The sequence below is a fragment of the Pedobacter sp. GW822-FHT03F06 genome, from assembly GCF_058801365.1.
In genome coordinates this window covers 23858-41723 of record NZ_JBXANE010000011.1, presented here as the reverse complement: position 1 = coordinate 41723, position 17866 = coordinate 23858, and the positions used below count along the sequence as shown (strand labels likewise).

General features: G+C 40.1%; 14 protein-coding genes and 4 tRNA genes. 10 read left to right on the top strand and 8 right to left on the bottom strand.

The window, feature by feature from the left end:
* Nucleotides 1-51: 51 nt before the first annotated feature.
* From AC1RJ8_RS18705 to AC1RJ8_RS18680, 6 genes are read left to right on the top strand one after another with little or no spacing between them, the layout of a single operon-like run.
* Nucleotides 52-1074, top strand: coding sequence for a FecR family protein (locus tag AC1RJ8_RS18705; RefSeq protein ID WP_492955224.1), 1023 nt, complete (start codon nucleotides 52-54; stop codon nucleotides 1072-1074).
* Between the two features lie 52 nt (nucleotides 1075-1126).
* The gene (locus AC1RJ8_RS18700) at nucleotides 1127-4702 is read left to right on the top strand and encodes a SusC/RagA family TonB-linked outer membrane protein (RefSeq protein WP_492955225.1); all 3576 of its coding nucleotides are present in this window, start codon (nucleotides 1127-1129) and stop codon (nucleotides 4700-4702) included.
* Nucleotides 4703-4714: 12 nt separating this feature from the next.
* Nucleotides 4715-6112, top strand: a complete 1398-nt coding sequence (locus AC1RJ8_RS18695; protein ID WP_492955226.1) for a RagB/SusD family nutrient uptake outer membrane protein — start codon at nucleotides 4715-4717, stop codon at nucleotides 6110-6112.
* Nucleotides 6113-6160: 48 nt separating this feature from the next.
* Nucleotides 6161-8149 carry a TlpA family protein disulfide reductase gene (locus tag AC1RJ8_RS18690; RefSeq protein WP_492955227.1) on the top strand — a complete coding sequence of 663 codons (1989 nt, stop codon included), beginning with the start codon at nucleotides 6161-6163 and terminating at the stop codon, nucleotides 8147-8149.
* Nucleotides 8150-8156: 7 nt separating this feature from the next.
* Nucleotides 8157-9233, top strand: a complete 1077-nt coding sequence (locus tag AC1RJ8_RS18685) for an alpha/beta hydrolase family protein (RefSeq protein WP_492955228.1) — start codon at nucleotides 8157-8159, stop codon at nucleotides 9231-9233.
* Nucleotides 9233-9682 carry a protein-disulfide reductase DsbD N-terminal domain-containing protein gene (locus AC1RJ8_RS18680; RefSeq protein ID WP_492955229.1) on the top strand — a complete coding sequence of 150 codons (450 nt, stop codon included), beginning with the start codon at nucleotides 9233-9235 and terminating at the stop codon, nucleotides 9680-9682. Before AC1RJ8_RS18685 ends, AC1RJ8_RS18680 begins: the two co-directional genes overlap by 1 nt.
* Nucleotides 9683-9895: 213 nt before the next feature.
* Here AC1RJ8_RS18680 and AC1RJ8_RS18675 read toward each other — a convergent pair whose 3' ends face one another.
* Entirely contained in the window at nucleotides 9896-10387 is a 492-nt protein-coding gene (locus tag AC1RJ8_RS18675; protein ID WP_492955230.1) for a protease, read from the bottom strand.
* Nucleotides 10388-10763: 376 nt separating this feature from the next.
* On the opposite strand from AC1RJ8_RS18675, the gene AC1RJ8_RS18670 reads away from it, so the two are divergent.
* Together AC1RJ8_RS18670 and AC1RJ8_RS18665 are read left to right on the top strand one after the other, a co-directional pair.
* A complete protein-coding gene (locus AC1RJ8_RS18670) occupies nucleotides 10764-11447 on the top strand; it encodes a lipid-binding SYLF domain-containing protein (protein ID WP_492955231.1) in 684 nt (227 codons plus the stop codon).
* Between the two features lie 22 nt (nucleotides 11448-11469).
* Nucleotides 11470-11856, top strand: a complete 387-nt coding sequence (locus AC1RJ8_RS18665) for a hypothetical protein (RefSeq protein ID WP_492955232.1) — start codon at nucleotides 11470-11472, stop codon at nucleotides 11854-11856.
* Between the two features lie 213 nt (nucleotides 11857-12069).
* On the opposite strand, the gene AC1RJ8_RS18660 is transcribed toward AC1RJ8_RS18665, so the two are convergent.
* From AC1RJ8_RS18660 to AC1RJ8_RS18650, 3 genes are all read right to left on the bottom strand, one after another.
* Complete coding sequence (locus AC1RJ8_RS18660) at nucleotides 12070-12339, bottom strand: GIY-YIG nuclease family protein (RefSeq protein WP_492955233.1); 270 nt, start codon at nucleotides 12337-12339, stop codon at nucleotides 12070-12072.
* Between the two features lie 83 nt (nucleotides 12340-12422).
* Nucleotides 12423-12506 (bottom strand) — tRNA-Leu (locus tag AC1RJ8_RS18655).
* 70 nt (nucleotides 12507-12576) lie between these two features.
* Nucleotides 12577-12649, bottom strand: a tRNA-Gly gene (locus AC1RJ8_RS18650).
* 301 nt (nucleotides 12650-12950) lie between these two features.
* On the opposite strand from AC1RJ8_RS18650, the gene AC1RJ8_RS18645 reads away from it, so the two are divergent.
* A complete protein-coding gene (locus AC1RJ8_RS18645; RefSeq protein ID WP_492955234.1) occupies nucleotides 12951-13670 on the top strand; it encodes a M15 family metallopeptidase in 720 nt (239 codons plus the stop codon).
* 179 nt (nucleotides 13671-13849) lie between these two features.
* On the opposite strand, the gene AC1RJ8_RS18640 is transcribed toward AC1RJ8_RS18645, so the two are convergent.
* The 4 genes from AC1RJ8_RS18640 to AC1RJ8_RS18625 form a co-directional block, all read right to left on the bottom strand.
* A complete protein-coding gene (locus AC1RJ8_RS18640) occupies nucleotides 13850-14119 on the bottom strand; it encodes a GIY-YIG nuclease family protein (RefSeq protein ID WP_492955235.1) in 270 nt (89 codons plus the stop codon).
* 85 nt (nucleotides 14120-14204) lie between these two features.
* A tRNA-Leu gene (locus AC1RJ8_RS18635) sits at nucleotides 14205-14288 on the bottom strand.
* 72 nt (nucleotides 14289-14360) lie between these two features.
* Nucleotides 14361-14433, bottom strand: a tRNA-Gly gene (locus AC1RJ8_RS18630).
* Between the two features lie 94 nt (nucleotides 14434-14527).
* A complete protein-coding gene (locus AC1RJ8_RS18625) occupies nucleotides 14528-15016 on the bottom strand; it encodes a regulatory protein RecX (protein ID WP_492956228.1) in 489 nt (162 codons plus the stop codon).
* A gap of 61 nt (nucleotides 15017-15077) precedes the next feature.
* Here AC1RJ8_RS18625 and AC1RJ8_RS18620 point away from each other — a divergent pair, with 61 nt between their 5' ends.
* Nucleotides 15078-17537 carry a bifunctional UDP-N-acetylmuramoyl-tripeptide:D-alanyl-D-alanine ligase/alanine racemase gene (locus AC1RJ8_RS18620; protein WP_492956229.1) on the top strand — a complete coding sequence of 820 codons (2460 nt, stop codon included), beginning with the start codon at nucleotides 15078-15080 and terminating at the stop codon, nucleotides 17535-17537.
* The last annotated feature ends 329 nt before the right edge of the window (nucleotides 17538-17866 follow it).

Here is a 17866-nt window from a genome sequence, read left to right as displayed (position 1 = left end):
TTTTCAATATTCATCTGTCTATATGGTGAACCTGCTTTAAAGGTACCATAGATGAACGAAAAAAAATACCATAATTATACTGTTGAAGAATTTCTGAACGATCAGGATTTCATTCGCTTTGTAAAATACAATCTTCAGGATGATGTGGCATTTTGGAAGGGCTGGGCTGAGGCGAATGCAGGTCACCTGGAAAATTACAATCTTGCCTTCAAAGAGTTAAAGTACATTCTGTCTGCAGAACATATTCAAGTCCCACCATTTTTTATTGAGGAACTTTGGGTTGATATCAAGGCTTCAATAACAGAGAGAGAAGTTAAAAAAATGAAAATCAGGCGAACAGCGATCTGGATTTCATCTATTGCAGCATCTCTGGTTTTTGCCGTGTTTTCAGCCTGGTATTTCAACAGCGACGTTGTTGTTAAAACAGCTTTCGGTGAAACCAAAATCGTCACATTGGATGACAGCACCAAAATACACCTTAACTCGAATTCCGTATTGACCATGCCCAGAGCCTACCTGTGGAAAAAGGTGCGGTCGGTTTCGCTGGATGGAGAGGCATACTTCAGGGTTAGGCATTTGAATGTCGATCCTGCAACAATACAAAGAGGAGACCTGTTCGTGGTACACACCCCTACTGTGCAGATTCAGGTGCTTGGAACAGAATTCAATGTGAGAGATCGCCGGCAGGAAGCCCAGGTGGCGCTTATAAGTGGCCGGGTACTAGTAAGATCGATGAAGACAGGAAAGGAATTTAGTATGATACCAGGTAATGTATTCAAAAACGATATGCTTAATGAGGGGATCACATCTAGTGCTGCACAGTCCATATCTCCATCATCATGGATTGAAGGTAAGCTCATTCTTAAGCAGGCGAAAGTGAGTGAGATTATAGCTGCTTTCCAGGATAGGTACGGATATAAAGTTGTCATGGAAGACCAAAATCTCCTCAATGAAGTCATAGATGGGACGATCTCCTTAAAAGATGAGAACGGAGTCTTATTCACCCTGAGTAATATACTTAATGTTAATATAAAGAAGGAGGGAAGCGTGATCACACTTACATCAAGACGTTAACGCGTCCGGCTTCAAAAAACAATCAACAACCAAACAACCAACCAAACAAAAAATGAAAACAAAACTACTTAAACCAATCACCGCTGTGATTGTTTTTCTAATGGTGCTTTTTGTAGTCACGGATTCCTCCGCGCAGCAAAAAACATTATCACTTGAAAAGGCCCTAAATGAAATTTCTGTCCGATTTAAGACTAAGTTTGCCTATAAGCACAACATTATTCAGGGCAAAACCACGACCTCAGAAAGCCTGAATGCGAAATCTGTCGATGAGGCGCTCAAGAGAGCTTTATACCCTAACGGTCTTTTGTTTTTATATGTGAGTGAGGGCAATTACACTATTATAGCGCAAGAGGATAGGATGTTTCAGAATGATCTCTCCGCTACTCCATTAAAAAACGATAACGGAGAGGTTTATTATAGTGGAAAAGTTACTGATCAGGATGGAGAAGGGATGCCAGGAGTGACCATAAAGTCAAATGGTTCCAATCGCGCTGTCATTACCGACCGTCAGGGAAGTTTTTCCATTTTTCTTCCTAATACAGCAACAGCAATAAGCTTTTACTATTTAGGCTACGAATCTGTTACTAAAGATCTGGATGGAAAGGTGACAAACTTATCGATAAGAATGAGGCCTGCTGTAGGTGAACAACTTCAGGATGTAAATGTGGTGTCAAACGGCTATCAGATGTTGCCCAGGGAGCGTTCTACTGCTGCAGCTGCTGTAATTAAGGCTGCTGATTTACAGAAAATCAAGACGCCTAATCTTATACAGCGATTGGAAAACCAGGTTGCGGGATTAAAAGTTGATTTGAATTCTGATAATATGTTTACCTATGGGAATACACAAATTGGAATTAACAGCGGTACGCGCAGTGTGGGTAGATCAGATTATAGTATGTCCATTCGTGGGGCCAGCACGCTACGTGGAGAAACCTTTCCATTGGTGGTGGTAGATGGTGCGATCAGCGAATTGGATCTATCTACGATTAATCCTAATGACGTTGAAAACATCACGGTGTTAAAAGACGCCGCCGCTGCTTCTATCTGGGGTACGCGGGCTGCGAATGGCGTAATTGTAATTACCACGAAAAAGGGCGGCCCAAATCAGGCACCCAGGGTGAGTTTCTCGGTTTCAGCTACCGTGTCCAATAAACCCAATCTTGATTATTTGAAGATCATGAATTCAAGTCAGGCGATCTCTTTTGAACAGGATCTTGTCGCTAAAAATCTGATCACCCCACCAAATTCAGCCAGCCCCTTCGGACAGCCCGTAGCTAATGTAACCGACCTGATTTTCAAGCTCAGGGCCGGAACAATAACCCAGTCTGCCTATGATGCCGCTCTTAGCCGATATAGCTCGATAGATAGCCGGGATCAGATATCTCAATACTTGATAAGACCCTCAAACAACCAGCAGTATGATTTATCGGTAAGCGGCGGCGGAAAAAGCAGCGACTATTATTATTCCGCCTCTTATAGCAAAGAAAATCCTCAAACAGTAGGTGTGGATGGACAGCGTTTAACGATAACTTTGAACAACAATTTCAAAATTTTCAAAGTGGCCACCTTATCAACGAATGTAAGAGGTTCCTTCTTTAAATTCAATAATAATGGTCAATCGCTCAACACGTTATTTGGTCCCTCATCATCAACTTTTATGCCTTATGACAGGTTGTTGGATGATCAGGGAAATCGAATAAGTTTCGGTAGGCAATACTACTCGGGATGGACGAATTCGCTGCAGAGCCGGGGGTATCGCAACTGGCTTTACAATCCTTTGGATGAGATCGATAATGCAGACAATACCCAACAGGATAACAATTATACGATCAACCTCAACCTGAACGTACCGGTCTTTAAAGGTTTATCAGCGAATGTTTTCTATGGTAACGAAAGAAGCTTTAGTCAAACCCGGAGTTATTTTAATGAAAGATCCTATTATTACCGGAACTTTATCAATACTTATACACCGCTACCTTCAAACGGTAATGCCCAAAATTCTATTGGTTTACCGTTAGGCAGTGGGATTTTGAGTAATATAAACACCTCCGGCAACAACTACAGCCTTCGTGGCCAGCTCAATTTTGATCAGGTTTTTGCTGGTTTACATCAATTAACTGCCATTGCAGGATCAGAGATTCGCCAGACCAAGATAGGTCAAGGGTCCAATACGCTGTATGGTTATAATACCGGTACAGGACTCTCCAGACCTGTGGATTTTTTTACACCATATCAAACGATACAAGGCTTTGCCAGTAGTTTGGCAGGTGCGCCAACTCAACAGGATAAAACACGAAGATATTTATCGTACTATGCCAATGCAGCCTATACCTATGCCGGTAAGTATACCCTTTCCGGAAGTGCGCGCTATGATGACTACAACAATTTTGGTGTCGATCGCAAGTTCAGGGCAACACCGCTATGGTCAACAGGATTTAAATGGGATGTAAAAAAAGAAAAATTTCTAGCCAAAGCCGGATTTGTAAGTTCACTAAGCATAAGGGCAACCTATGGCGTGAATGGTAATATATCTACCAATATCTATCCCTTCACCTATATCGGGTTAGGTAGCGCAGATTTGACCACAGGTCAGCCTTATGCGTTTTTGGTCGCACCTGCTAATCCGGAATTAAGATGGGAAAAAACATACGTGGCCAATCTGGGTATTGATCTTGGTCTCTTCAACGGCCGCTTATTTGCAACTGCAGATATTTACTCGAAACGGGGAAAGGATTTATTTTATGAATTTCCGATCAACGGGACATATGGTGTTACCACACTTAATCGAAACTCAACCAATTTATCCGGAAATGGCATGGATTTGAGTATCAGGGGTACTATTGTTCGCAAGAGGGACTTTGAATGGAACAGTGGAATCAATTTTGCCTATAACACCAACAAAATTACCGATGCAAGATTTGGAATCACCTCATCATTCTATTCTAATCCTGCATTTGGCGCCAATCTAAATGATTATCCAACGGATAAGATATTTGTATACAAAAATGCTGGACTAGATCAAAATGGGCTTACTCAGGTGTACAATGAAAATGGCGCGAAAATAGCAGCAAACCAGAATATTACATCGATAAATGCATTGCAATACGCGGGAAGAAGAACTGCACCCTATTTTGGAAACTTTAATACATCTGTTAAATTTAAGGATATCACACTAATGGCGGTTGCCTCTTACCAATTCGGTAGTGTGTTTCTTAGACCAACGATCAGTTCCTACCCTTCGGCAAGAACAGGCGTAAGGTATGATTTGCATGAGGATGTGGCAAAACGTTGGGTAAAGGCCGGAGATGAGGCATTCACCAACGTACCCAGTCCAGTAGGCAATTTCGCTGCCCAGAGTTTATTGCGTTATCAACAATCAGATATCAATGTATTAAAGGGCGATTATGTACGACTTCGCGAACTATCGGCGTCATATCAGTTGCCGATTGAAAAAATAACCTCTTTTGTCAGAACAGCAAATTTCACATTTGCTGTGAGAAATTTAGGGCTTTTATGGAGAGCAAACAAAGAGGGCATCGACCCGGATTTTATTGCTGGTCTTAGTTCTACAACCCTGGGCCTTCCATCTGCAGTTTCTTATAATTTCTCTTTAAATGTTAACTTTTAATCCTTGGCAATCATGAAACTAAAAAATATAATTATAGGCTTTTCGCTCATTGCGACGGCAATAACTGGCTGTAAAAAGTATGTAGACATTAAAACGCAGGGAAATCTTGTACCTAATCAAACGATCAATTACCGCTACTTGCTTAACAATACTGCTGCATTTGAGAATATACAGAATCTATCCGACTTTGCTTCATCTGATATTGATATCAATGATGGCGCACAACAGACGGCATTAACAGGATCACAATTTTATTCTTATCTAACAGGAAGTTATAACTGGAGACCCGTTATTTTTCCATTTGGATCTGCTTACGAGCAAGACCAGAGCTGGAATGCGCTTTACGCTATAATACTAAACTGCAATACCATAATCAATGAGCTTCCGGCCAGTGATGGGACTCAAGAGGAGAAAAAGGCATTGGAAGCAGAAGCTTTGGTCCATCGGGCAGATGCATACCTAAACTTAATTAACACATATGCCAAACCGTATGTGAGGTCGTCTGCAGGTTCTGATCTTGGCGTGCCGCTGATTTTGGTACAAACGGTCAGTCAATCTTTAAAGAGGGCCAGCATTGAAACGGTGTACAATCAAATCATTAACGATCTTTTGCAGGCGCTACCAGCTTTACCGGCTACACAAGCCTATAACACGCTACCAACTAAAGCATCTGCTTACGGAGAATTGGCCAGGGCATACTTAATGATGGCAGATTACCCAAATGCTTTAAAATACGCAGAAGAGGCATTGAAAATTAAGAATACCTTAATCGATTTATCGGCTATAACTACCGTTAACACCTCAAACTATCCAAGAAGAATTGCAAATCCAGAAATCATGCTATCAAAACTTCCAATTGGAGGATCATTGACATTTGCACCTTCAGTATTAAAATTGAGCGACGAATACCTAACGGTATTGGGTACCAAAGATCAGCGTTATACACTTTTTACCGTTCCCGCAGCAACAGTTTCCGCTACCTATACAGGAAGGTTTTTTTATAAAGAAAGCGTAACCGGCGAGACCAGAAACGAGGGCGTTTCAGTACCTGAGATGTTGCTTATCCGTGCTGAATGTTTTGCGCGTACGGGGAATATTTCTGAGGCGATGAATTCGTTGAACACCTTAAGGATCAAAAGATTCAAGCCTGCCGATTATGTGCCTGCTACAGCCAATAGCAATACTGATGCCCTGGTAAAAGTGATTGATGAGCGTAGACGAGAGTTTTTTGGAACCATGCTGAGGTGGTGGGATATGAGGAGGCTGAACAATGAAACAACTTTCCAAAAAACGTATACCAGGAACTTTGGAGGTGTGATTTATACATTGGCACCAAACAGTAACCAATATACATTTCCAATCGCAGAATATCTTCGTAACCTCAATCCAGAACTCGAGCCAAATCCCTAACCCACGTATACCACAACACGGATAACATCCAGAATTAATCAATAAAAAATGATACACAAAACCCTAACCTTTTTACTCTTTATTGCCCTCTCTATCAATGGATTTTGTCAGCGCACCAATAATTTCAGGTCGCTGCCTGAAAAGCCCTATAACGGAAAAGCCCTGACTGTTTTCTATAATCCATCAGGCACACCGCTACAGAACAAGGAATCTGTTAACGCGGTGGTATATAAATATACCGATTATAGGTGGGAAGCGGCCGACGTGAAATTTGTCAAGGCTGGAAAGGAATGGAAATCAGATTTGCAGGTTCCGATCAATACGGGAATACTTGCCTTTAAATTCGTTTCAGGAGATTCCATCGACAACAACAAAAATCTTGGCTATTTTATTATGCTCAATGATAAGGATAGACCAGGGAAAATGGCCCCTGGAGGATATATTGGATGGGGATTTGCAAGATCACCGAACTATGGTAAAAATATTCCCGGATATATCAACTTTAAAGGCATCAGTGATACTGCAACATATCATTGGCTAAACCAGGAGATTTTGAATAACCAAAAATCGAAATCACTATTGGCCAGGGATTATGCTATAGCCCTTTCTTCTTACATGGGAGAGCATGCTGCTCCTAAATTGGTTTTAGCCACTAAGTACCTTGCCCGTACAGATGCTAATGAGTCTGAACTGCTCGATGCAAGATATATCAGTGCTAACCTTATTCGGGATAAAAATCTCACAGATTCTATCAATATGGTAATCAGCCAAAAGTTTCCAAATGGGAGTATAGCACGGCTTGCAGCATTCAAAAAATTATCCTCGATCAGAGATATTGACTCACTGTTGGTCGCTTCCGAAGATTTTCTTTCAAAATTCCCTGAAGCAAATACAAACGCAAAGTTTAATTTGGAAAATAGAATCAATTATGGTATTATATATCAGAACCTGATGGTTTTTGGAAGGTTGAAGAAAAGGCCAACTGATTACGTGAGTAAGTATATCGATTCCTTGCCATATAATATGCTTACCTCAGTTTATTATAAGCTAATAGGCATTCCTTATCACAGAAAAGAAGGGGATCTGAAAAAAATTGCTGAAGACTCTGATCTTTTTGTAAAAAGATTCGAATACTTCAAAGCCAACCAGCCGGTATCGATGGCCTATCTTTCTCCTTCAGAGTGGAAAAGTGAATACCAGAAAACGTTTGTTGCCACCGTCTCTTCAGATCACATTGGGCTCTTGAATTATCAGAAAAGATACCAGCAGGCACTTCAATATGCAAAAGAGGCCCAGGTCATTTTAGACTACAACAATGCAGAGATAAATAACCAACAGGCATTAAGTTTAAAGATGTTAGGTCTGAACAAGGATCTGCAGGTGCTTTTGAAAAAAAGTATGTTCAAGAATCAGAGTTCTACAGAAATGATTGCGATGATTAGAGAGGCGTTCGTTAAAGAACGTGGTTCAGAGAAAGGTTTTCAGGAATATTTGGAAAGCTTGAAAAACCCGGCCGACAAAGAAAAGGAACAAAAAGATATCATGGAAAGCATGATCAAGAAAGAAATGCCAACCTGGAGTATGAAAGACCTTAATGGCAAGACTGTTAATTCGAACGATCTCAAAGGGAAAACCGTAATCCTCGACTTTTGGGCCACATGGTGTGTTCCTTGCAAAGCTTCCTTTCCGGGAATGAAACTAGCTGTAGAGAAATACAAAAATGATCCGGATGTTGTATTTTATTTTGTAGATACAGAAGAAAGAGGTGATACTTACAAAACCGAAAATGCGAAATACATCAAAGACAACAATTATCCCTTCAACGTGCTATTTGATAACCGATTGGAAGGCATGAAGACCAATTCGGAAGTGTTTAATAAGATTTGTAAAGCATTTACCATCTCTGGCATACCCCAAAAGCTGATCATAGACAAAAATGGGTACGTGCGGTTTATTTCCGTAGGTTTCAGGGGGAGTGCTACAGGTTTGGCTGATGAGATGACGGCGTTGATTGAAATGACTAAAAAAGCAGAATAACAAGAAAATGAATAAGATCAGATTGCTCATTGCCGCATTGGCAGTATTTACGCAAACATCCTTTGCACAGAATTTTATAGATCAGGAAATCACATTCAAATCACCGGATGATAGCATCTCCTATGCAGGTACCTTGTCAATCCCTGGGGGAAATAAAAAAAGTCCGGCCGTCATTATCGTTTCCGGAACGGGAAGACAGGATCGTGATGGCCTGATGGCGGGTCACAAGATCTTTAAAGAAATCGCCGATAGCCTTGCGAATCATGGATACGCTGTTCTCCGGTTGGATGACAGAGGTGTAGGTAAAACGACAGGAGTATATGAACATGCAACTACTGCCGATTTCGCAACTGACGCTTTATTGGCCGTAAAATACTTAAAATCCGTACCTCAGGTAGACGCCGGTAAAATCGGTCTCATCGGCCACAGTGAAGGTGGAGCGATCATATCCATCGCTGCTTCCAAAAGTAAGGATATTAAATTTTTGATCAGCCTCTCAGGCTTGGCAATGAATGGGTACGATGCCCTGATTTCGCAAAATGAGAGTATAGTCAACAATTCCACTTTGCCCGATTATGATAAGGCCAGATCCAACGACATCAATGAACGTATGTTTAAAACGGCATTGAAATATGCAGATTCGGCTAATATGGAGGCAAAATTGAATGAAACCTACAACACATGGAAAGTAAAAGATGATGCCTACTTCAAGACCCTGAATATTAAATTCGATCATTTCCGCTTTCCGGTCTACAGCTTCGTAAATTATGCGATAGGACCTTGGTACAGGTATTTTATCAAGTACAATGCAGCTAAAACGATGGCGAATATTAAAGTCCCTGTTTTAGCGATAAACGGAGATAAGGATAACTATGTGGTTCCCGAGGCAAATCTTCAAAACTGGAAGAACTATATTGCGACAGGCGGCAATAAAAAGGTAGAAACACATTTATTGAAAAATGTCAATCATTTGTTGTTACCGTGCATCACCTGTAATCAAGCCGAGATCCCAAATATCAAAAGCGGTGTTTCGCCCGAAGCTTTTCACATCATCTTTTCATGGCTAAAAAAAACAATTAAATAATGAAGAAATCTATTGTAATAACAGCGCTGTTTTCTTTACTGTTCATCAGCGCCCAAAGTCAGATATTAAAACCAATAAAGTGGTCTTATGCAGCAAAAAAAACAGGTGCCAACACGGCAACAATTTTTATTAAAGCAACAATCGACCAAGGATGGCATTTATATTCCCAGTTTGTAAAAGATGGAGGACCAGTGAAAACCACATTTAGTTTTAAGCCTTCAAAGGAATACTCCCTTGTGGGCAAGACGCTGGAGCCAAAACCTATAACAAAATATGAGGATACCTTCAAAATGGATGTAAAATATTTTGAGCATAGTGTGATCTTCCAACAAAAAATTAAAACTAACGGAAAAACAGCGGTGGTGAAAGGAACTGTCGAATCGATGGTATGCAACGACAAGCAGTGTCTGCCCCCTGAAGAAGTTAGTTTCAGTGTCGCAGTCAAATAAATTGAGCGCCTCAACAAGAATTCAAAACCCGTAATATTCTCAAGCGGTCGCACCGTTTAACTTGTTCATCCTCAAGATATTGAATGCCATTTATAAAGAGCGATTATGGATTTATCTAATGATAAATCCATAATAATATAAGTTAGTTGATGATAAATTAAGGGGAGGAGCTGGATGGCCTTCCCCTTTTTTTTGTCTCTGGAATTACTAAGTTTAGTTCGTGTACCTGAAGGTAACGGTGTTGGTACTTTTTATTCCGCTCATGCCGCTGGCGTTATAAGAAACGGTATATTTTTTTTGGGCTTCCAGCTGATAAGCTTTTAAAAGGTCGACTTCTGATGAAAGTATGTCTTTTGGTTTAACAACAAGGTAGCTGTCTGCGGGAGGGGGCATGATCCTTTTTGCCATAGGGCCTTTATAGAAAACCTCATTTCCATTCTCATCTTTTATATCAAGGTATTTGCTCATCAGGGGTTCAAAGGGAGTGTGCCATTTGCAAAAGGATTTTTCTGTTGGCTGATCATTGTGGACGGCAAATTTTAAGGTGACTTTTTCTCCTGTCTTTATAACATCCTTTATGCTAAGAACCAGGTAAAGTGAATCGCCTTGGTTCTTTGAGGGCCGGTTGGAGGATGGATGTTGTACTTTTTGGCTGCAGCCAAAAAGTACGATCAATACTGCGGGGATAATAAATTTAAGTTTCATCGTGTATGATATGTTTGAACATAAACGATAGGCGCTACTTAAATGCTACAGATGATTTTTAACTCGAAGACCTTCAATGAGATTAAATGTTTTTCCTCCTAATATTGGATATTGCAACTGCCCCATGTTTACTGATCAGGCAAAAGAAACTGTGGCCCTTGATTTAGAAATTGATCAGTGACTTTATTTTGGGAAAGCAAAATTTTTAATCCATTATATCCTGAAATTTTTAAGGTATCACGGGTGAATTCTCACAGAAAGGTAATTTACCTGAAGACCGGTCGGGAAAAGAAATAAAAGGTATAATATTGCATTTCCGGACCGTTAGTAAGAGCAGATCTGCTCGAATAATGCCGGTTATTTTTTCGATATATATATGAACACAATTAATTTGATCAAGATGAATCTCGCTGTGCTCTGCTGCGTAGCATTACTATTTCCTACTGCGGCCGCTGCGCAGAATAAGGAGCAAAAAAGAATAAAAGCTTCAACCCAGGTGCTTTCGGGTTTCGGGAAAATGAAAGAATCCATTCCCTCCAGATTGCTTGAGCTTACAGAAGGTATTGTTATTGTACCAAAACTGATCAATGCAGGTTTTGTCATCGGTGGGAAGCGCGGCAGGGGCATTGCAATGGTGAAAAGGGCAGACGGCTCCTGGAGCAATCCTGTTTTTGTAACCATTACCGGCGGAAGTGTTGGCCTTCAGGCAGGTGTACAGTCGACTGAACTTGTGCTTGTTTTTACCCATGCCAATAGTCTTACTGCGATCAAGAAAAGCAGTTTTACCCTTGGTGGTGATCTTTCTATTGCGGCAGGTCCCCTTGGGCGTAGTTCTGCAGTGAATACAGATTACAAACTCGATGCCGAGGTGTATTCCTATTCCCGTAGCAAGGGACTTTTTGCAGGGCTTTCTGTAAACGGCGCATCGCTGGAGATTGATGCGGCTGCAAATGCTGCGGTATATGGTAAAGACATGGACGTAGCCGAGATCTTTGCTTCCGGTGGGGATCCTGATGATGAAATAGGAGAACTTAAAGCTGTGCTTACCAAAATGAAATAATTGAATTATTATGCTTAAGATCATGACGAAAATCATTTTAGTTTTACTACTGGCAATCGCTGGTTTTTCAGGTTATGCACAAACCTATCAGGCCATCACGAGTAAGAATAAAACTTATCTGGAAACACTGAAAGGGGTGAGTTATACTTATAAGCATGGGGTTGTTACCTTGAAGAATAACGGAAAGTATGATCTGGGTACGGTGAGTATAACCGTTTCATCTAAGGTAGACAGTACTTTGTTCGGGATTGCCCTGTTTGAGGAGGGGCTTGAGAAAGGGACTACTGTTAAGGCTGATGTTTATTTTACTGCAGGCCTGGGCAGTAATGTTCACGAGGTTTCCCTAAAAGATATTGACCAGAAGAATCTGGTGCTGTCTTTTGATAAGGCGATCAGGGCTATGAAATAATAGCTGTATGGGGGATCGTGTAGTATTACCCCAATACAAAATTTTCCGATTTTCTCAGAACGTAGAATACAAACTGTAAACAAAAGAAGTCAACTTAAAAGAAAAATAACTATAAACAACAAAACCTTTCATTTCTGAAAGGTTTTGTTGTCGATTTTTTTGAGTGTACTCGGGGCGGGAATCGAACCCGCAGGCCTTTGAAAGCATCCCGACTTATGTCGGGACGTGTCCACCAGTTCCACTATCAACCATTAGCCTTTCGATATATTTACTGCTCTTTTTCGATTTGATTTCAAGTTCTCTCTGTACAGCTTCTGCTCGACTAGGAAAATATTCTTGGTAAACAATAGTCCACGGACCTTTACCTCTAGTTGCAGTTACCTGACCTTTATTATGCCGAAGAAGTCTTTTGTTAATATCTTCGGTATGCCCAATATAGAATTTTCCGATTTTCTCAGAACGTAGAATATAAACTGTAAACAAAAGAATTCAACTTAAAAGAAAAATAACTATAAACAACGAAACCTTTCATTTCTGAAAGGTTTCGTTATCGATTTTTTTGAGTGTACTCGGGGCGGGAATCGAACCCGCACGCCTTTGAAAGCACAGGATTTTAAGTCCTGCGTGTCTACCAGTTCCACCACCCGAGCATTAGCCTGTTCCGAAATCCTTCGGTAGGTTAACTTTAAAATAAATGCCTTCTGGTAGGAAGGCATTTAGAGCGAAAGACGAGATTCGAACTCGCGACCCCGACCTTGGCAAGGTCGTGCTCTACCAACTGAGCTACTTTCGCAAATTAATACATGGTATTGTATTCCTTTGGGGTTGCAAATATAGGAATTAAAGTTTTTAATGCAAAAAAATAAAATAAATTTTTCGAATGAAATTCTTAGTGCTTAAAAATCAGTGGAATAAATTTCTGAAAATTAGGGTTTATAAGTTTTTTTTCTGTTTTGGAGCTTAACCTAAGCCGTAGGGGATGTAGAACTTTTCAGGTCTATGTTTGTTACCTAATAGATTATCTATTCTGATAACATTTGTAATCGTTGCTTATGCCAAAATAAAAAGGTTTATCAACTTTAATTGATCACTATATGGATAAATTAAGCCAAACCAGAATTCAGTTATTACACCCTGATTTAAGGACTTTAGCAACAGATACTTTTTCTAAAGCCGAATTAAAGTTAACGGGTAGGGCAAAAGCCAGAATAACCACTACATTGCGCTCGTTTGAGGAGCAAGACGCTTTATATAAATTGGGCCGGACTGTGGTTAACCCTGATGGCAAATCGAAAAGTAAGCCGATGGGAAATGTTGTGACTAATGCAAAGGCAGGTCAATCGATACATAATTATGGTTTAGCGATCGATTTTGCCCTGGTTATAGATGGTGAGGAAACTTCGTGGAATATGGTTAAAGATTTCGATGAAGATGATATTGCCGATTGGACAGAAGTAGTTACCGTTTTTAAAGCCAATGGCTGGGAGTGGGGCGGCGATTGGAAGAGTTTTAAAGATCCACCACATTTTCAGTTCGATTTTGGTTATACCTGGCAGCAGTTGCAGGCCAAATGGAATATTGGCGATCAAAAAGATGGTTATGTCAATTTAAAAAGAGCTGCGCTAAACGTAGCCAACCTCTACAGGACAACAGCGGCTTTAAACCTCAGAACAGGACCATCTATTACTTCGAGAAAGAAAAAAGTTATTTTAAAAGGCGATTATCTTAGCGAAATTTCGAGAAAAGGCGAATGGAGTAATGTGGTTTTTGAAGGCATTAAAGGATATGTTAATAACAGATACCTGGTTAAATGATCAAAACGTAGAACATTAAAATAAATTAAATGGCTAATCTGTATTCTGGAGATTTAAATAATTGATTTTTTTTCTGTTGTAAACAAAAAAACCTTTCATTTCTGAAAGGTTTTCGTTCGATTTTTTTGTGTGTACTCGGGGCGGGAATCGAACCCGCACGCCTTTGAAAGCATCCCGACTTATGTCGGGACGTGTCCATCAGTTCCATTATCAACCAGTAGCCTTTCGATATATTTACTGCTCTTTTTCGATTTGATTTCAAGCTCTCTCTGTACAGCTTCTGCTCGACTAGGAAAATATTCTTGGTAAACAATAGTCCACGGACCTTTACCTCTAGTTGCAGTTAAATGGCCTTTATTATGCCGAAGAAGTCTTTTGTTAATATCTTCGGTATGCCCAATATAAAATTTTCCGATTTTCTCAGAACGTAGAATATAAACTGTAAACAAAAGAAGTCAACTTAAAAGAAAAATGATTATAAACAAAAAAACCTTTCATTTCTGAAAGGTTTTTTTGTCGATTTTTTTTTGAGTGTACTCGGGGCGGGAATCGAACCCGCACGCCTTTGAAAGCACAGGATTTTAAGTCCTGCGTGTCTACCAGTTCCACCACCCGAGCATTAGCCGCTACCGATCTCCGTCGGCTTGGTTAACTTTAAAATAAATGCCTTCTGGTAGGAAGGCATTTTAGAGCGAAAGACGAGATTCGAACTCGCGACCCCGACCTTGGCAAGGTCGTGCTCTACCAACTGAGCTACTTTCGCATGAACAAAACTGATGTTGTTGTTTCGTTTTGGTGATGCAAATATAGGCAGATTTATATTTCTGTCAAGAGATTTCTTGTTAAAAATTTAATATTTAATTTAAATTGCTGGCTTTCAGTACAAGTAAAATTAAATCAGTTTCAAAACCTTTTGCCTGAAGGTAGCTCATTAGCTTAATTTTTCTTTTAAACGGATCATTTTCGCTTAAACTCTGCACTTTTTTAATGGCTAATTTTTCTATTGTTTGTAAATAATCATCATCATCGATGCTGTAAATTGCCTTTTGCAGAATTTTATCGGGCACACCCTTTAATTTCAAACCCTGTTTAATTTTAACACGCCCCCAATGTTTAATGTTGAATTTGCCCGATGCATAACTTTTAGCAAACCTTTCCTCATTTAAAAAATTATTCAAAATCAGTTCGCTTATTATTTCCTCCAGCTCATCGCCACGCATGCCCCATTCTACCAGTTTATACCGCACTTCCTTTTGCGAGCGCTCCTGGTAAGCACAAAAATGCTCGGCTTTTACCAGCGCTTGTTTTTTATCTAATAATACTGCCTCTTGTTTACCGCTTTTCATAATTATTTACTGAAATTCGTAAAAATAATAGCGATTACCGTATTTTTCTGAATATAATAGCATGCAAAATCCAATATATACCATTGCCAAAATAGCCGAAATTTTAAATGCTGATGCCAAATTAGTTGATGAACAGGTAATTATTCAATATCTGGTGGTCGATAGCCGTTCGGTTTTGGTTCCGGAAAATTCTGTGTTTTTTGCCCTGTCTTCGCACCGCAATGGACATGAATTTATTAGAGATGCTTATGCAAAGGAAATCAGGAATTTTGTAATTACCGAAGCAAAATACATTAACGAATATCCCGACTGCAATTTTTTACTGGTAGATGATGCTTTGGCGTCGCTACAAAAACTTGCTATCGAACACCGGAATCAATTTGATTTAAAAACCATCGGTATTACAGGGAGTAATGGAAAAACAATTGTTAAAGAATGGTTGTATCAACTCTTGGCCGCCGATTTTAATATCGTTAAAAGTCCTAAGAGTTATAATTCACAGATCGGGGTGCCGCTTTCGGTATGGCAGATTGAGGCCGATCATAGCCTGGGTATATTCGAAGCTGGTATTTCTGCCGTTAACGAGATGCAGCACTTGGCAGAAATTATCCGCCCGGAAATTGGAATTTTAACCAATATCGGCGAAGCACATGCCGAAGGGTTCAGTTCTAAAAAGGAAAAACTAACGGAGAAACTGAAACTCTTTGCAACATCCGAACTGTTTATTTACTCGCCTGAATATGTAAATGAAATAAGCGTAAAAGAGCTGCCTGGTAAAAAACAGTTTAGCTGGAGCAGTAAGCAAACAGCAGATCTTCAGGTTATTGCGGTCGAACCCATCGAAGGCAACTGTTACCTGAGGGCCATTTATCAAAATAGGGAAATTGAATGCATTTTGCCTTTTAAAGATAAAGCTTCGATAGAAAATGGAATGATCTGCTGGGCAACCTTACTGGCTTTAGGTTATACACCAGAGCAGGCCGATTTACGTTTGGAAAAACTGAGTCATGTGAGCATGCGTTTAGAGCTAAAAAATGGGATTAACCAATGTTCCATTATCGACGATTCTTACAGTGCCGATATTTCTTCATTGGCTATTGCCCTTGATTTTTTAAATCAACAGAATCAGCATGCAAAGAAAACCGTTATTCTTTCCGAATTATTTGAAACGGGGAGAGATGATCTGGATTTATACACGGAGATTTCCGAATTGCTTTTACAGAAGAAAGTAAACCGCCTGATTGGAATTGGAACTCATATTTCGAAGTATGCTGATCTTTTTAAGTTTGAGACGCAGTTTTTCGACGATACCAATGCTTTTATCGATGCTTTCCCGGGTTTACAGTTTAACCACGAAACCATTTTGGTAAAAGGGGCCAGACGGTTCGAATTTGGCCGGATCAGTAAGCTGCTCACACAAAAAATACATGATACGGTATTAGAAATCGATCTCAATGCCATGGTTGGTAACCTGCAATTTTACCGTTCTAAAATCAAACCAGGTGTTAAAATGATGGCCATGGTTAAAGCCTTTTCATATGGAAGCGGGAGTTTTGAGATTGCCAATTTATTGCAGTTCCATAAGGTAGATTATCTGGCGGTAGCTTATGCCGATGAAGGCATTGCCTTGCGTAAAGCGGGCATCACTTTACCCATTATGGTGATGAGTCCTGAAGAATCTGCTTTCGATGCCATCATTAAACACAAGCTCGAACCCGAAATTTACAGTATAGAAATTCTGAATAGTTTTTTAAATGCGCTGTCTGATTATGATTTCGATTACCCCATCCACATTAAAATAGATAGTGGTATGCACCGTTTGGGCTTTGATCAACCAGAAATCAATACATTGTCTAATCTGCTTAAAGATTCGGCGAAGGTAAAAGTTCAAAGTATTTTTTCTCACCTGGTGGCAAGCGATGCCGCAGAACATGATGGGTTTACGCAACAGCAGATTGAGAGGTTTAAAACCATCGCAAATCAACTGGTAGATGTTTTAGGATATAAACCTTTGCTTCATATTTCCAATACTTCGGGTATTTCTCGTTGGCCGGAAGGGCAAATGGATATGGTACGTTTAGGCATAGGTTTGTATGGTTTTGACTCCGCATTGCCGAATAACCGGGGTTTGCAGACCGTAATGGTGCTTAAAACTACGGTTACCCAGGTGAAGACTTTAGCCCCAGGCGAAACTGTAGGTTACAGCAGGAAGGGTGTGATGCCAAATGGTGGAAAAATAGCGACTGTAAAAATTGGCTATGCCGACGGTTATACCAGGTATTTCGGCAATGGAGTAGGTAAAATGCTTATTAATGGCCATTTGGTGCCTACCATCGGTTCAATCTGTATGGACATGACCATGTTGGATATCACAGGCATCGATGTGAAGCCAGGTGATGAGGCCATCGTTTTTAATAAGGAACATACCATTATGCAGTTGGCGAAAGATATTAATACCATTCCGTATGAAATTTTAACCAATATCTCGCAAAGGGTTAAAAGGGTTTATTTCTATGAGTAGTTGCCTAGTTCAATGGTTCAATGGTCATTAGTTCCGCATATCGCTCATTAGTTCATTCGTTCAGTTGTTCATTAGTCATTAGTGTAGCAGGCTGTCTATAAGATCATTCGTTCAGTGGTTCACTGGCCATTCGGGTGGCATACCGTCTATTAGTTCAGTTGTTCATTAGTCATTAGTGTCGCATATCGCTCATTAGTTCATTCGTTCAGTTGTTCATTGGCCATTCGGGTGGCATATTGCCTATTTTGTTCAATAGTTCTTGGCATCGCGAATTACCTGGGTACACGTTAGGTGCAATAAACCAGGTAAATGTGCTAATAAAATCTCTT

Coding starts and splice junctions, on each gene's coding strand:
- AC1RJ8_RS18690 (WP_492955227.1), top strand. CDS start 6,161: ATGATACACAAAACCCTAACCTTTTTACTCTTTATTGCCCTCTCTATC.
- AC1RJ8_RS18620 (WP_492956229.1), top strand. CDS start 15,078: ATGCAAAATCCAATATATACCATTGCCAAAATAGCCGAAATTTTAAAT.
- AC1RJ8_RS18625 (WP_492956228.1), bottom strand. CDS start 15,016: ATGAAAAGCGGTAAACAAGAGGCAGTATTATTAGATAAAAAACAAGCG.
- AC1RJ8_RS18645 (WP_492955234.1), top strand. CDS start 12,951: ATGGATAAATTAAGCCAAACCAGAATTCAGTTATTACACCCTGATTTA.
- AC1RJ8_RS18680 (WP_492955229.1), top strand. CDS start 9,233: ATGAAGAAATCTATTGTAATAACAGCGCTGTTTTCTTTACTGTTCATC.
- AC1RJ8_RS18675 (WP_492955230.1), bottom strand. CDS start 10,387: ATGAAACTTAAATTTATTATCCCCGCAGTATTGATCGTACTTTTTGGC.
- AC1RJ8_RS18705 (WP_492955224.1), top strand. CDS start 52: ATGAACGAAAAAAAATACCATAATTATACTGTTGAAGAATTTCTGAAC.
- AC1RJ8_RS18695 (WP_492955226.1), top strand. CDS start 4,715: ATGAAACTAAAAAATATAATTATAGGCTTTTCGCTCATTGCGACGGCA.
- AC1RJ8_RS18700 (WP_492955225.1), top strand. CDS start 1,127: ATGAAAACAAAACTACTTAAACCAATCACCGCTGTGATTGTTTTTCTA.
- AC1RJ8_RS18670 (WP_492955231.1), top strand. CDS start 10,764: ATGAACACAATTAATTTGATCAAGATGAATCTCGCTGTGCTCTGCTGC.
- AC1RJ8_RS18685 (WP_492955228.1), top strand. CDS start 8,157: ATGAATAAGATCAGATTGCTCATTGCCGCATTGGCAGTATTTACGCAA.
- AC1RJ8_RS18665 (WP_492955232.1), top strand. CDS start 11,470: ATGACGAAAATCATTTTAGTTTTACTACTGGCAATCGCTGGTTTTTCA.